Source organism: Geomonas diazotrophica, from assembly GCF_018919385.1.
GTDB classification, from domain to species: Bacteria; Desulfobacterota; Desulfuromonadia; order Geobacterales; family Geobacteraceae; genus Geomonas; species Geomonas diazotrophica.
In genome coordinates, this window is sequence record NZ_JAHLMF010000009.1 from 96214 (window position 1) to 111445 (window position 15232).

Genomic DNA, 15232 nt, shown 5'->3' on the forward strand with positions numbered 1-15232 from the left:
ACGCAGGGCACCCTTGCCCACTACCTGGCGACATGCGGCTAATCTTTCGCAGTCATTTGCCGATAAGTGATGGTAGCAGCGCCCCAACTCCCCCCACTTTCCAAGAAAGAAACGGCATGAAGCGACGCACCATTCAGATACCGGCCCTGGCACTCATGGTCCTCATCTGTACCGGCCTGTGCGCCCTTGTCTTCCTGTTCGCCTATCAGCAGGCAAGGGAGTCCGCCGTCTCGAGGCTGCACGACGAGCAGATGATCCACGCCAAGCAGGCGGCCCAGGGGATCCAGGATTACTTCAGCACCTGGAGCGGCATCCTCAGTTCCATGGCGCGCATGAAAGAGATCGCGGCGGCTGACGCCTCCGGCCGCCAGCAGATGGAATTCTTTTACGACGCCCACAAGGAGCAGATCCGCGCCTTCACCCGGGTGGACGAGAACGGCATCGTCCTCGTAAGCATCCCGCAGCGGGAGATGGCGGGGAGGAACATCGCCTCCCAGAAGCACATCCAGGAACTGCTGCGCACCCGCAAGCCGGTGGTAAGCGACGTGTTCAGGGCGGTTCAGGGGTACGACGCCATCGCTATGCACGTTCCGGTGTACGAGGGGGGCCGCTTCCGGGGGAGCATCGCCATCGTCATCAACTTCCAGAATCTCGCCAAGCGCTACCTCGACGTCATCAAGATCGGGAAGACCGGCCACGCCTGGGTGATAAGCCGCGACGGAACGGAGCTGTATTCGCCGGTCCCGGGGCACAGCGGCCAGAGCATCCTCAGCGACGGCAGGGGCTATCCCGTCCTGCTCGCGGTGGCGCGGCAGATGATGCAAGGACTTTCCGGCACGGCAACCTATACCGCCCCCGCGGAGGGCGACCCGCACGGAGCGCCGGCCCGGCAGCTCGCCGTCTTCCACCCCATCCCCATAGGCAACACCTTCTGGTCCATCGCGGTCGCCTCGTCGGAACGGGAAATCCTGGCTTCGCTCGCCGCGTACCGCAACCGCCTGGTGCTGGCGGTGCTGATCCTGCTGGCGGGGGGGGTGGCCGTTTCCATCTTCGTGGTGAGGGCCATGGTCATCGTGAAGGAAGAGGAGGCCCACCGGGAGGCCGAGGAGGAGTTGAGGGCGAGCGAGCAGAGGTACCGCGACCTGTTCGAGCACAACCCCGCCCCGATGCTGGTCTACGAACGGGGGACACTGGAGATGGTGGCGGTCAACGACGCCTTCCTCATCGCCTACGGCTACACCATGGACGAGGTTCTCTCGCTGCACCTGACCGACCTCTACCCGGAAGGCGAGAAGCAGAAGATCGCGGAGGTGGCCGCACGGCTTTCCGGCCACACCTATGTCGGAGAGTGGCACCACCGCAGAAAGGATGGCACCCTGTTCCCCATCGTGGTCACCTCGCACGACATCGTGTACAAGGGGAGGACCTGCCGCATAGCGGTCGTCACGGACATCACCGAGCGCAAGAAGATGGAAAAGGCGGTCGAGGAGGAGTCGCAGTTCAACCGGATCCTGCTGGAGCAGTCCCCGGACGGCATCGTGATCATCGACCCGGAGACCGCGCGCTTCATCAACTTCAACGGCGCGGTCTGCCGGCAGCTCGGCTACAGCCGGGAGGAGTTCGCGGATCTCACGGTATTCGACGTGGAGGCCCGGGAGACGCACGAGGAGACCCGCCGGCGCATCGCCGAAATCCTGGCCAACGGCAGGGGGAGCTTCGAGACGCTGCAGCGCACCCGAACCGGGGAGCTGAGAAACGTCGAGGTGAACGCAAAGATCGTCAACGTCCAGGATCACCCCGTCTACTACTGCATCTGGCGCGACGTGACCGAGCACAAGAAGCTGGAGGAGCAGCTGCGCCAGTCGCAGAAGATGGAATCGGTGGGGCGCCTGGCCGGCGGCGTGGCTCACGACTTCAACAACATGCTGGGCGTCATCATCGGCTCCGCGGAACTGTGCCGGCACCGGCTCCCCGAGGAGAGCCCGCTGCACAAGTACCTCGAGCACATCCTGAAGGCGGCGCAGCGCTCCAGCGAGATCACGAAGCAGCTCCTGGCCTTCTCGCGCAAGGAGATCGTCTCGCCCAAGCCGGTGAACCTGAACAGCCAGATCATCGACGCGGAGAAGATGCTCTGCCGCCTGATCGGCGAGGATGTCCGACTCAACTTCAAGCCGGCCACCTCGATCTGGACCGTCCTCATCGACCCGTCCCAGTTGGACCAGATCCTCATGAACCTCTCGGTCAACTCGCGCGACGCCATGCCCGACGGCGGCACCCTGAACATCGAGACCGCCAACGTCCGCCTCGACGCCGATTACTGCCGGCATCACTCAGGCTGTGCGCCCGGCGACTACGTGAAGCTCACCGTGAGCGACACCGGGATCGGGATGGACCGGGAGACCCGGGAGCACATCTTCGAGCCCTTCTTCACCACCAAGGGGCTGGGGGTGGGGACCGGCCTGGGGCTCGCCACCGTGTACGGCATCGTCACCCAGAACGACGGGTTCATCAACGTCTACAGCGAACCTGGGCACGGCACCGTGTTCACCATCTACTTCCCGCGCCTGGGAGACGCGGAAGCAGACGAGGAGGAGATCGACGCCGCCATCCCGTCCACCGGGAGCGGTACCGTTCTTTTGGTGGAGGACGAGGAGATGCTCTTGTGGACCACGACCAGGATGCTCGAGGAGATGGGCTATACCGTGATCCAGGCCCAGAGCCCGGAAGTGGCCATCGGGATCTGCGGCAAGGGTGAGCGGATCGACCTGGTGCTGACCGACGTGGTGATGCCCGGGATGAACGGGCGGGAGATGGCCGAGCGGATCAGGGCGATCCGCCCGGAAGTGAAGGTACTGTTCATGTCGGGCTACACCGCCGACATCGTGGCCCAGCGCGGCATCGTGGAGCAGGGGATGCACTACATCTCGAAGCCGCTGGACGCGAGGAAGCTGAACGAGAAGATCGCGCAGATGCTGGCGTCCTGACGCCGCTCCGGCGCGACGCATCTCTCCAGGCACCGCCAGTCGGGAGGGTCGACAACCGCCGGAAACGCCCCCCTCCGCCGTCTCTTTTTTCCGACGCAGCAGCTGTTAGCTTTGACCTCCCGACGCCGGCTAACGGTCCAGGATATCCCGCATCCGCCGCAAAAGCTCCATGGGCTGCACCGGCTTCATGATGAGCTCCGTCCCGGCGTCTATGGAATCTCGCAGGTACACGAAATCCCTGGTGTAGCCGCTGGTGAACGCCACCTTCACCGCGGGATTCATGGCTCTTATGGCGTCGCAGGCCTCCTTGCCGTTCATCCTGGGCATGATCATGTCCATCAGCACCAGGTCGACACTCCCCGCGCCCCGGAACTTCTCGACGGCGTCGAGCCCGTCCTCGGCGAGGATCACCCGGTAACCGTACTCGACCAGGATGCTTTGCAGCAGCTCGCGCAGGACCGGCTCGTCCTCGACGACCAGGATGGTTTCCGAGCCCGCCCTGGGGGGATCGAAGTCACCCCGCGGCCTATCGCCCGACTCCACCGTCTCGATGAGCGGCAGGTAGATCCGGAAGGTGGTCCCGACCTGAGGCTCGCTGTAGACGTTGACGAAGCCATTGTGCTGCTTCACGATGCCGTACACGATGGACATGCCGAGGCCGGTCCCCTTCCCTTGCTCCTTGGTGGTGAAAAAGGGCTCGAAGACCCTGGACCGGGTCGCCTCGTCCATGCCAAGGCCGGTGTCGGAGACGGAAATGACCGCGTAGTTGCCCGGCTCGCCCAGGTCGTGGGGCATGACGCGACGCTCTTCGAGCGCCTGCCACGACGTCTCTATGGTCAGCACCCCTCCCTTGGGCATGGCGTCGCGGGCGTTGGTCGCCAGGTTCATGAGCACCTGCTCGATCTGGCCGCAGTCGACGTTGACCGGCAGGGGGGCGGCGCTGATCACCGACCTCAACTGGACGTCCTCGCCGATGACCCGGGTCAGGAACTTTTCCACGTGCAGGATGACGTCGTTTAGGTTCACCGCCTCGAGCTTCATCACCTGCTTGCGCGAGAAGGCGAGCAGGCTCGCGGTCAACTGCGCCCCCTTCTCCGCCGACTCGAGGATGTGCTCCACCTTCTCCTTCTGCCGTGAACCCAGGAGGGCGTCCGCGGTGAGCATGGAACCGTACCCCATGATCACCATCAGGATGTTGTTGAAGTCATGGGCTACGCCGCCGGCCAGCTGCCCGATGGCCTCCATCTTCTGGGACTGCCTGAGCTGTTCCTCGAGCTTGTGCCGCTCGGTGATGTCGTCCTTCAGGATCAGGTAGTGGGTGACCTCCCCCTCCTTGTTACAGATGGGCGAAACGGTGATCCGGGCCCAGAAGTATGCGCCGTCCTTTCTGTGGTTCAGCAGTTCCCCCTCCCAGGCGGCGCCGGCGGCGAGGCAGGCCTGGAGCTCGCCCTTGGCGCTGCCGGCGTCATCCTGCGAGGTGAGGAAGACGTCCGCGGGCTTGCCGACCACTTCCTCCGCCGAGTACCCGGTCATCTCGGTGAACCTCGGGTTGACGAACTCCACCACGCCGGCGCGGTCCGTGATGCGGATCGATACCGGGCACTGCTCGACGGCGTGCGACAGCTTTATGACCTGCTCTTCGGTATGCCTGCGCTCGGTCAGGTCGTCCACCAGTGCGATCAGGTAATCGGGAACGCCCTTTCTGTCCAGCGAGACGGAAGAGGTGAGGCGGCTCCAGCGCGGTCCGCCGGGGGTAGGGACCGGCGCCTCCCGCACCACGACCCGGCCCGGCGCCGGGAGCAGCTCCTCCGGGTCGAACCCCGCGAACCAGGTCTGAAACGGCTGACCCAAAAGCTCCGCCTCCGACCTCCCCAGGAATTCCCTCAGCTGGCCGTTCGCCCTCAATATCTCCCCGTGCAGCTGGAGGTGGGCGATCCCCAGCCCCGCCTGCTCGAAGGTGCTCCGGAAGCGGTGCTCACTGTCGATCAGCTTGCGGCGCGTCTGTACCGACTCCAGCGCGTTGGCCAGGGTGAGCCGGATCTCGGTCTCGTTCCACGGTTTCTTGAAGTAGTAGTAGATCTGGCTGCGGTTGATGGCCTCGATCACGGCGTCTATGTCGGCGTACCCGGTCAGGATCATGCGGGCGTTGTCGGGGTACTCCTCCGCCACCTTCTCCAGGAACTGGGTGCCGGTCATGCCCGGCATGCGCTGGTCGGAGACGATCAGGGGGATGTCGTTGCCTTGCAGCAACAGGAAGGCCTCCTCCGCCCTTTCCGCAATCAGCACCTCGTAGGTGTCGCGCAACAGCGCGCGCAGCGCCACCAGGTTGGGGCGTTCGTCGTCGACATAAAGGAGTTTCGGTCTGGCGGCGGCTTGCAGGTCTTCCATGATGACGGTCCTTTCCCCTAGGCTTCGAACTGCGGCAGCACCACCCGGAACAGGCTCCCCTGCCCGGCCCGGCTCTCCACTTCGATGCTCCCTTCGTGGTCGCGTACGATGCCGTGCGAGATGGCGAGTCCGAGCCCGACCCCGTTGCCCACCTCCTTGGTGGTGAAGAAGGGCTCGAAGAGGTGCTGCTTGACCTGGTCGCTCATGCCGACGCCCGTGTCCGCGATCTCAACCACGGCGCAGCAGCGGCCGTCGCGCTCTTCCAGCCGGGTGCTGACCCGGATCTCCTCGTCCGCACCGGAAGCGGGCTTGGCGTTGATGGCATCCACCGCGTTTCCCAAGAGGTTCATGAACACCTGGTTGAGCCTTCCCGGCTGGCACAGCCAGAGGGGGAGGTCGCCGTAGCGGCGGTCGATGCGGATGTGGTCCTTGTAGCGGCTGTGCAACAGCAGCAAGGCGGCATCGAGACATTCGTGCAGGTTGACGTTTTTCCTCTCGGCCTCGTCCAGCCGAGAGAAGATGCGCAGGCTGGCAACGATCTCGGCGGCCCGGTTGGCGCCGTAGCAGGCGTTCTTCACCAGCTCATTCATTTCCTGGCGCAGCTCCTCGGGGTGGTTGGCGCCGCTCCAGGCCTGGAGGCGCCCCAGCGCCGCGCCGTTCTCCCCCCCCGCCAGTTCCTGGCAGAGCACCATCAGCTCGTCGACCGGGGCCACCGTCTTTTGCAGCCCCTGGACGCTGGCGGAGATGAAGTTGAGGGGGTTGTTGAGCTCGTGGGCCACGCCGGCGGTGAGCAGCCCCAGCGCCGCCATCTTCTCCGACTGGATCAGTTGGGTCTGCGCCCGGGTCAGGTTCTGCAGCGCCTGCGCCAGGGCCTGGTTTTGCCGCTCGAGCTCCGCGCGCACGCGGGCGAGCTCGAGATGGGTCTCCACCCGGGCCAGCACCTCCTGCGGCTGGAACGGCTTGGTGACGTAGTCCACCCCTCCTTCCTCGAAGGCGCGCAGCTTGTCCGCGGTTTCCACCGCCGCCGAAACGAAGATCACGGGGGTGCGGGCCAACTGCGGGTCGTTCTTCAGCTCCCGGCAGACCTCGAAGCCGTTCATCTCCGGCATGTTTATGTCCAGCATGACCAGGTCGGGGGGCTGGATGCGGGCGGCCTTGAGGGCGAGGCTGCCGTTGATGGCGGCCCTGACCGTGTACCCCCTCTCCTGCAGGATCGACTCAAGGAGCTGCAGGTTGGCCGGTGTGTCATCGACTACGAGGATGTTCACTCTGCTCTGTGCCATGTTCCGCTCCCTATCGCTTCGGGGGACGCCCCCCGTTATCACCCCTGCCGCTCTCCCGCTCCCGCCTGCGCGACCAACTCCTCGATCAGGTCGAAACGGTACCTCTCAGCGAGCCCCTTAATCCGCCGGGCCACCCCGGGTGCGCTTTGCGCCACCGGTTCCAGCAGCTCCAAGAGGGAGTTTTTGTCCAGCCCCCGTGCGGCGGCAACCAGGCTGCGGCACAATTCCGGCGGCAACCGGGTCAGCTCCTGGTCCAGCTCCCCCGGTTCCGGCTTCCGCTCCGCGGCCGGCGCACCGCGCCGGCGGTCGAGGGCATCGGCCAGCTCCTGGGCGGTGGCATGGCTCAAGGGTACGCTGAGGTGGAAGCAGGAGCCCTGCCCCAGGGTGCTCCGCACCGTGATGTCCCCCCCCATCAGGCGGGCGTACTGGCGGCTGATGGCCAAGCCGAGACCGGTCCCCCCCAGGTCCGCCCCCCCCAGGTGCGCCTGCTCGAAGGCGTTGAAGATCCGCTCCAGGTCCTCCGGTGCGATGCCGCAGCCGCTGTCCTCGACCTCTACCTCCAACCACGCCCCTGCCTCGCGGATGCCGGTGCGGCTTCGTACCGACACGGCTCCTTCCCGGGTGAACTTGACGGCGTTTCCGACCAGGTCGCCCAGGACGTGGCGGATCTTCCCCTCGTCCCCCGCGGCGTAGCGCAACAGCTCCCCCGCCGGCTCATGGACCAGCTGCAGGCGCTTGGCGCGCGCCTCGGGGAGAAAGGCTGCCACGACCTCATCGAGAAGGGAGGGGAGCTCGAAGACGCCGCGCTCCAGGGCGGCGCGCCCCGACTCGATCCTGGAGACCTCGATCACGTCGTTGATCAATGCCAGGAGCTGTTCGCCGGAGCGGTTGATGATTTCCAGGTTGTGACGGTTCTCCGAGGTGAGGGTGGCGTCGTGCAGGGCGATCTGGCTGAAGCCGAGGATCGCGTTCAGCGGGGTGCGGATCTCATGGCTCATGTGGGCCAGGAAGACGGTCTTGGCCCGGTTGGCCACCTCGGCGCGCTCCTTTGCCTGCGACAGCGCCTCAATCGCCCCCTCCAGCTTCCTGGTCCTGTCCTTGACGCGTTCCTCGAGGTGGCCGTTCAGCTCCCGCAGGGTCGCCTCGCTGGACTGCAGCTCCGCGGTCCGGGCCAGGACCAGCCGCTCCAGCTCCTCGCGCTGCGCGTAGACCCCCCGGAAGTACAGCCCAAGGAACACGCTAACGAGCGCCCCGGCCGGCAGCAGCAGCCAGTAGGCCACCGGTGCGTTTCGTTCCAGGTACTCCCTACTGGGAGAAAGCCGCATCGCCCATCGGCGCCCGCAGAACTCGATGTTCCGGACCAGGGTCCGGGAGGGGGGCAGCAGTGGGGCGTACCAGGTCGCCCCCCCCTGCTGCCGGCCGCTCCACCGGTAGAGCAGTTGCTCCCCGAAAGGTGCGGACAGGTCGACAAGGTCGAAGTCGAGGCCGAACGGGGTCGCCACGCCGAAGGTCGCCACCAGGAGCTTCTCGATGTTGAGCACCGCAACGGTTGCGCCCTGGAACGCCGTCCTGCGCGCCGCCACGGTCCCGGCCGGAAGCCCCCTTGCGTAGACCGGGTGGAAGACCAGCACGCTGTAGTTGGAGGCCCGGTCCTGTACCAGCTTGATCCGCTCCGTCGCCGTCGCCCTTCCCGTGTCACGCGCGCGCTCCAGCGCGGCCAGCCGCACCCGGTCCGATCCCACGTCGAAACCGATCGCCTTGCCGTTCTCCGCCATCGGCTCGATGTACCAGACCGGATAGTAAACATCCCGCTCCGCGGCCGGGACGCGCACGCCGCTCGCGTCACGCTCGGTGAGGACGAACCCGGAGCCGGCTTCCCTGCGTCCCTCCTCCTCGAAGCGCGCCCTTTGCCCGCGTGGCACGGCAGGGTTCCAGGACAGCGCCTTGATGTCGGCGCGTTCCCTGAGAAACGTCTCCGTGAAGATGGTGAACTCCCCCCTGCTCACCTCCTTGCTCGAGGCAAAGTGGTTGCGCAGGGCCATCAGCACCAGCCCGGTGTCATCCACCTTGTTGGCCAAAGCGTCGGCGCAGTTGGAAACGTCGCGCTCCAGGCGGGACTCGAAGGAGGCCGTTTCCGAGTTGCGCACCACGAAGAAGAGCGCCAAGGTGACCAGCAGCCCCGCCAACACCACGATGGGCACGCTCCAGTGGGGTCGGCGCAGCCTCATCCCAGCCCCCCCGCCCCCAGGGATCGCAACAGCGCCTCCTCGATCAGGTCGAAGCGGTAGCTCTCGGCATGCCCCAGCAGGCGGCCGGCGGCCTCGGGCGCGACCGCGGCCAGCTCCACGAGCAGCGCCACCACGCGCCCCCGGTCCAGCTCCCTGGCCGCAGCGATCAGTGCCTCGCGCAGCTCCTGGGACATCGTCCCCAGCGCCTCCACGAAGCCTTGCTCCGAAAGCGCATCCTCCTGCGCCGGCGGCCGAGATTCAACCTCGTCATAGGCGAACTGCGCCGGGAGCAGGCGGGCGATCTTCTCCAGCAGCTCCTCCTCGCGAAACGGCTTGCGCAGGAAGTCGTCCGCCCCTGCCTCCATCACCTCGCGCAACTGCTCCTCGAAGACGCTGGCCGAAACAGCGATGATGGGGACGTCTCTTCCCTCCGGCAGGGCGCGGATGCGCCTTGTCGCCTCGCGGCCGTCCATCACGGGCATCACAACGTCCATGAGGACCAGGTGGGGCGCCTGGGTCATGAAAAGCTCGACTGCGCTCTCACCGTCTTTGGCCTCCATGGTTTCGAACCCCACCGGGGCGAGCATCTTCACAAGTATCTCCCGGTTGGTGTCCCGGTCGTCCACCACCAGCACCCGCCACCCTTGCTGCCCCGCCTTCAGGCGCGCGACGCGCGGGAGCCCCCCCCGGGCAGACGCAGCCGGGCGCTCCGCCTCGGCGACCGGCAGGCTCAGATGGAAGCACGACCCATGTCCCGGCTGGCTGGTGACGGTCAGGTCACCTCCCATGAGCCGGGCGTACTGGCGGCTGATGGCGAGCCCCAGACCGGTGCCCCCCTCGGTTCTGCGCCCCATCTCCGCCTGTTCGAAGGCTCCGAATACGTTCTGGATATCCTCCGGGGCGATCCCCGGACCGCTGTCCTGGACCTCCACCTCGAGCCAGAGTGCCCCATCCCGCACGGAGGTCCGGGCTCGGAGCGAAACCCCGCCCTTCTGGGTGAACTTGATGGCGTTGCCGAGCAGGTTGATGACGATCTGGCGCAGCTTCCCCGCGTCTCCCATGACGTAGCGGCACAGGTCCGGCTGAACCTCGAGCACCAGCTGCAACCCCTTGGCCAGCGCCTTGGGAGTGAGCAGCTCCGTCTCTTCCCGGAGCAGCCCGGGCAGGTCGAAGGCCGCCTGCTCCACGGTCATCCGCCCCGACTCGATCTTGGCCATGTCCAGGACGTCGTTGATCAGGGCCAGCAGGTGCTCCCCGGAGCGGTTCACCGTCTCGAGGTTGTGGCGGTTCTCCGGCGACAGCTTCGGGTCGTGCAGCACGATCTGGCTGAAGCCCAGCACAGCGTTCAGCGGCGTGCGTATCTCGTGGCTCATGTTGGCGAGAAAAAGTGACTTGGCCCGGTTGGCGGCCTCGGCCCCCTCCTTGGCAAAAGCCAATTCCTCCATGGTGGCGCGCAGCTTGAGATTGGTTTCCTGGAGCGAGTGGGTCCGTTCCTCGATGCGCTGCTCCATCTCCTGGTTGACCAGCTGCAGCTCCCTGGTGCGCGCCTTGACCTGATGCTTCAGGACGACGCCCCCGACGATGCTCATCAGCAGTGCGACACCCAGCACCGGTCCCAGAAACTCCAGCCACAGCGGCAGCTTCCAATCGACCTCCTCCGAGGTCCACCGTTTCAGGATGGTGTAGTAAGCGGACTGGGGATCGTTCTTCATTTCGGCGAGGTGGCGGTCAATGGCTTCCAGCAACTGCAGCGATTTCTCGGAGGCCGGTTTCTGTGCGGCAAAGAGGTAGGGGGCCGGATCGAACATGATGGGGGTATCTTCGAGGCCGGACTTCCTGGCGAACATCAAGCCGTAGTAGCGGTTGGTGACCCCGGCATCCACCTGCCCCGCGGCGATCATCTGGAACTCTGTCTTGTAATTGGAGACCGGGACCAGGGTCACTTTCAGTCCGAAACTCCTGGCCAGCCGGTCGACGGTTTCCAGTTGGATGGTCTTCTCCAGCCCCGCCACGCGCTTGCCGTTCAGATCCAGGATCGACTGGATGCCGCTCCCCTTGCGCGCGTAGACCTGGGACCAGCCGGACAGGATGGGGACCTTGTTGAAGACATAGATCTTTTCCCGCTCCGCGGTGTAGGCCACGTCCGGCATCAGGTCTATCTCCCCCTTCTGCAGGCGCTCCAGGCCTTCACTCCAGGTGCCGGGAACATAGCGCATGCGCCACCCTTCCTTTTCGGCGATCTGCTCGATGAGGTCGATGAAGATGCCGGTGGGCTTGCCGGCGTCGGAGGTGAAGATCTTGGGGGGATTTTCGTAGACGCCGACCGTCACGGTCCTGCCGGAGGCGCCCGCGGCTGCGGGGAAAAGACAGGTGAGGATCAGCAAAAGACAAAAGGCCAGGAAAACAACGGGATGGGCAAGGGTACGAGTGACGAAGCGGAACGCGTTCGTCCAGCGGGGCAGCTTTTCGACAGAGGGGGGAGCCGTCATGCGTGTCCTTGGTAACGGCCGCTTCAGTAGCTGCCGTTGCCCTGTGGGCTTTATTCAGACTGTACCTATCCCTCCACTATCAGTAGAGGAGATATATCATTCAAAGCAAAAGCATTCTCCTGTGTACAATGTGTCGCACCCCGAGCCGGAATAACACAGCGAAATCACCCATGACAGTAATTATCGCCCGTTGCTCCAAGGTCGTGGTAAATTTTACAACTAAAATGATTTTCTTCAATTAAGGAAAAAGTAAAAGGTATTTTCGGATCGGCTAAGACGAAGTCGATCAACCATATGACGGTTTGCTCGGCGCTTCTGCCTGAACAATTTAAGGAGAGTGCAACCTGCACCTGATCGCTCCCTACAGGAGTGAAGAGTCTGTGAGAACAGACGGAAATAAAGAGAGGGGCCAGTTGTGGAAACATGGCCCCTCTCGTTGATAATGGCAGGGAACGGACTTAGTATCAGGTTGTGCCTCTCTACCGCGGCGTCGACCGTTCGGCCTCTCAGATCCGGCAGCGTCACCGGTTCGTTTTCTCCCCGTTTCCCCTGCGCTCCCCCTGCCGCCGGCTCCTTCAGGGAACCACTATTGCGGTGGGCGCAACAGGTTTGCGTACTCGCGCAGCATCCAGCGCCTGGGCTCGACAGGGAGATCGAGGATGCCGGAGAGGAGCACGCGGTACCCCCAGCAGAGCTCCTCGTCCCCGGCCGCTTCCGGCTTCCCCCAGATCTTCCCGAACCGCTCCAGCTTTTCCGGCGCAAGCCTCCTCCGTATCTCCGCGTAGAGGGCCTGGTAGGCAACCGAGGTCTGCTCCTTCGTGTTGGCCGCGATGCGCGGCGACCGGGTGATCTCGGCAACCAGCGCCTGCTTGGTCAGGCGCAGGTACACCCGGGCGTCGTCGAGCGGAAGCAATTCCAGCCAATGGTAGTCGAAGGCGCTGCCGGGGCGGAGCATGCCGGCACAATCGTGCACGGGGAGCCGGTCGGCCAGGACGTTCATCACGCGCAGCAGCTCCTGGAAGTCGGCCTCGGAAAGCCGCGTCAGGCCACGCACCGCGTACTCGCCGGCCAGCGCCTTTCCGAAGGCGTCGAAGTCGGTGACGTGCCCCGCGTTTTCCTTCAGGGACGTGTAGAGAAAATCGATGACCGCCGGGTCGGACAGGGTTTCCTGCAGGTAGGACTCGAAGAGGCGGTGCATCTTCGTTCCCTTCTTGAAGGTGTTGTTCTTGTCGAGGAAGCCCTGGTCCTTCAGAAGCTTTGCCACCACCAGGTGGAACTCCTCACGGCTCGCCGTCAGTTCGCCCCCCCGCTCCACTTTCTTGTCCGGCGTAAGCGGCGCGACGGCCGCGCTGCCGACCCCGGCCGCCCCCAAGAGCAGCAAAGCCGCCACAAGGCAGCGCCCGAACCTGATCCATGACATGACCTTCTCCCTCCTCATGTGACGCCTGCTGCAAAACAGCCGGTCAAGGCAGCCGAACGCCGCCGTTCCGCTATCCCCCTGAACGGTACCCTGCTGTCCCTTGGCGTACCCTCCCTATCCCGCGGCGGAATCCCTCTTTTTGATCAGGAAATAACCGACCGAGAGGGCCAAAATGATAGCGGCTACACCCAATAAGGCCAGACCTGACAGCTCCTTTACATCGAGAATGATCACTTTCCTGGCAATGGCAATAATTGCCACCGCCATGACTATCTGCGCATGATCGACAGATTCGGCCATGTAGGTCTTCGCGATGGTATCCAAGAGTTCGATACCTATCAGGACCAGCATGAAGAGGCCGAAAATGTCGAGCAACTCGCTGATGTCAAGCAGCAACATGGGCGGAGAGATGATGTCCTCGATGATGATCCATGCAAGTTCAAGGGTACTGAGAAGCAGCACCACCGACATCAGGACCACCAGAACCATGATGATGCCTTTTTCGAAACGCTTAATCGCACGCAACATGCCGCCACCTCCTCTGGCACGGCTGACCTTCTCCGCCATCGACATCCCAAGGGTTTGTTCGCCGTCCCCTCGCCTTTTGGCTCCGGGACAAGCACGCGTGGCCTCCCGCCCGTCACTCTGCATGCAGCACCCTTTATCGGCAGGAAGCGCAATGGAGTGTCCGTCCTGCAAAACGGGGCTTCAGGACTTCCAAAGCCAATGACCAGTACCAGCATCCATACTCAATCACTGTTGCCATGACTGCAAGTTCTTCACAAACAGTAAGCAGTTTTTTCGTAACAGCAAAAACCACCTGAGTCAAGAACTTCGCCTGGAGACAAAAAAAGCCACCTACGAATTAACGTAGATGGCTTATTTTCTTTATGGTGCCCAGAGACGGAATCGAACCGCCGACACGAGGATTTTCAATCCTCTGCTCTACCGACTGAGCTATCTGGGCAAGAGACCAACTTTATACTTTGATTCGCCGACTGTGTCAACCCTTTTCTTCTAATTTTTACAGTCGACGACAGATTGCTTCATCGCCACAGTGCGCGGCCCAAAAGGATTCCTAGGCGCGGGAGATGAAACGGCCGTCGCGGGTGTCGACCTTGATCTTCTCGCCCGCCTCGAGGTACGGCGGCACCTGCAGACGCAGGCCTGTCTCCAATACGGCTTCCTTGGTCTGCGCAGTGGCGGTGGCGTTCTTCATGGCGGGAGCCGTCTCGGTCACCACCAGTTCGACTACCATGGGAAGGTCGACGTTGACCATGCGCTCCTGGAAGATGCCGAGTTGGACTTCGGTGCCGTCGAGAAGGAACGGCGCGATGGCTTCGAAGTTGTCCTCTTCCATCTCGAACTGCTCGTAGGTCTCCAGATCCATGAAGATGCCGCGGCCACCGTCGGCGTAGAGGAACTGCCCCTTGTGACGCTCGAAGTCGGCCTCGTCCACCTTGTCACCGGAGCGGAAGGTCTTCTCGAGAACCTGGGCTGTAATCAGGTTGCGGTATTTGGTCTTGACCATGGTGTTGGCGCCACGGGCCGAAGGGGATTGAAAACTTACGTCGACTAACACGCAGGGGGCTCCGTCCAGCTGGATGACGAGGCCTTTCTTGAAATCGTTGGTAGTGTACATGCAGGGTTCTCCTTAGCGAAATGTCCCTTTTTAACAGAATTCTGTGCTAAATTCAACCGCGCCATGACGGCGAGACTTTGAGATGTGGAGGATCGGTGAAGATAGATACAGAATTTATCAAGTTGGACAGTTTTCTAAAGGCGGTGGATGCGGTCTGCTCCGGAGGCGAGGCAAAGATCATTATCTCGGAAGGGATGGTCTCGGTGAACGGCGAGGTGGAACTGCGCCGTGGCAGAAAGCTGCGTCCTGGCGACCAGGTGGAACTTGGGGGGAAAACCTTCTCGGTGGAATAGCCGGATCAGCCTCCCGCGCGTTTGGCCTTATAGCCGCGTTTGGCGAGTTCAGCGAGCAGCACCTCGGCATGGTCCCCCTGGATCTCGATGACGCCGTCCTTGGCGGTCCCGCCGCAGCCGCAGCGTTTCTTCAGTTCGCCGGCGAGCGAGGTCAAGGCAGACGCGTCAAGGGGCAGCCCGGTGATGACGATGACGGTCTTTCCGCCGCGACCTTTGGTTTCGCGCCTGAGGCGCACGACGCCGTCGCCTGCCGGTGCTGCGGATTTCTTGCAGGCGCAGGCATTGACCGGCTTGCCGCAACCGGGGCAGATGCGGCCGAATTCACAGGAGTAGACTACGGGGGCATCGCTGTTGGAGGTGCTCTTTTTCATGGCTGCCTTTGTAGCAGAAAAGCTGAGGGAGATTCAAGACAAGAAAAAGGCCTTAACGCAAAGACGCCAAGGCGCGGAGACGCGAAGGTAAAAGCAAAATGACGCTGTCGGGGTCCAAGAGCTTTGCGCCTTTG

10 protein-coding genes and 1 tRNA gene are annotated in these 15232 nt (G+C 63.6%); 2 read left to right on the forward strand and 9 right to left on the reverse strand.

The genetic code is table 11. From position 1 onward, the window contains the following. Positions 1–116 precede the first annotated feature (116 nt). Complete coding sequence (locus KOM00_RS12005; RefSeq protein WP_216499161.1) at positions 117–2984, forward strand: hybrid sensor histidine kinase/response regulator; 2868 nt, start codon at positions 117–119, stop codon at positions 2982–2984. A 129-nt stretch (positions 2985–3113) separates the two neighbouring features. Here the strand turns inward: KOM00_RS12005 and KOM00_RS12010 are convergent, their stop codons facing one another. The 8 genes from KOM00_RS12010 to KOM00_RS12045 form a co-directional block, all read right to left on the reverse strand. After that, positions 3114–5372, reverse strand: a complete 2259-nt coding sequence (locus KOM00_RS12010) for a response regulator (protein ID WP_216499162.1) — start codon at positions 5370–5372, stop codon at positions 3114–3116. Between the two features lie 17 nt (positions 5373–5389). Further along, on the reverse strand, positions 5390–6655 hold the full coding sequence (locus KOM00_RS12015; RefSeq protein ID WP_216499163.1) for a sensor histidine kinase: 1266 nt from the start codon (positions 6653–6655) through the stop codon (positions 5390–5392). A gap of 38 nt (positions 6656–6693) precedes the next feature. Continuing rightward, entirely contained in the window at positions 6694–8883 is a 2190-nt protein-coding gene (locus tag KOM00_RS12020; protein ID WP_216499164.1) for a CHASE domain-containing protein, read from the reverse strand. Next, complete coding sequence (locus KOM00_RS12025; RefSeq protein WP_216499165.1) at positions 8880–11372, reverse strand: ATP-binding protein; 2493 nt, start codon at positions 11370–11372, stop codon at positions 8880–8882. The genes KOM00_RS12020 and KOM00_RS12025 overlap by 4 nt, the downstream gene beginning before the upstream one ends. Positions 11373–11958: 586 nt before the next feature. Beyond that, on the reverse strand, positions 11959–12792 hold the full coding sequence (locus KOM00_RS12030; protein ID WP_216499166.1) for a hypothetical protein: 834 nt from the start codon (positions 12790–12792) through the stop codon (positions 11959–11961). Positions 12793–12906: 114 nt separating this feature from the next. Then, complete coding sequence (locus KOM00_RS12035) at positions 12907–13359, reverse strand: phosphate-starvation-inducible PsiE family protein (RefSeq protein ID WP_236026914.1); 453 nt, start codon at positions 13357–13359, stop codon at positions 12907–12909. 324 nt (positions 13360–13683) lie between these two features. Next, a tRNA-Phe gene (locus tag KOM00_RS12040) sits at positions 13684–13759 on the reverse strand. Between the two features lie 111 nt (positions 13760–13870). After that, entirely contained in the window at positions 13871–14434 is a 564-nt protein-coding gene (locus KOM00_RS12045) for an elongation factor P (protein WP_216499167.1), read from the reverse strand. Positions 14435–14529: 95 nt separating this feature from the next. On the opposite strand from KOM00_RS12045, the gene KOM00_RS12050 reads away from it, so the two are divergent. Next, positions 14530–14727 (forward strand): RNA-binding S4 domain-containing protein, encoded by a 198-nt coding sequence (locus KOM00_RS12050; RefSeq protein WP_216499168.1) that lies wholly within the window; start codon positions 14530–14532, stop codon positions 14725–14727. Positions 14728–14732: 5 nt separating this feature from the next. Here the strand turns inward: KOM00_RS12050 and KOM00_RS12055 are convergent, their stop codons facing one another. Next, positions 14733–15098, reverse strand: coding sequence for a translation initiation factor Sui1 (locus tag KOM00_RS12055; protein ID WP_216499169.1), 366 nt, complete (start codon positions 15096–15098; stop codon positions 14733–14735). Positions 15099–15232 lie beyond the last annotated feature (134 nt).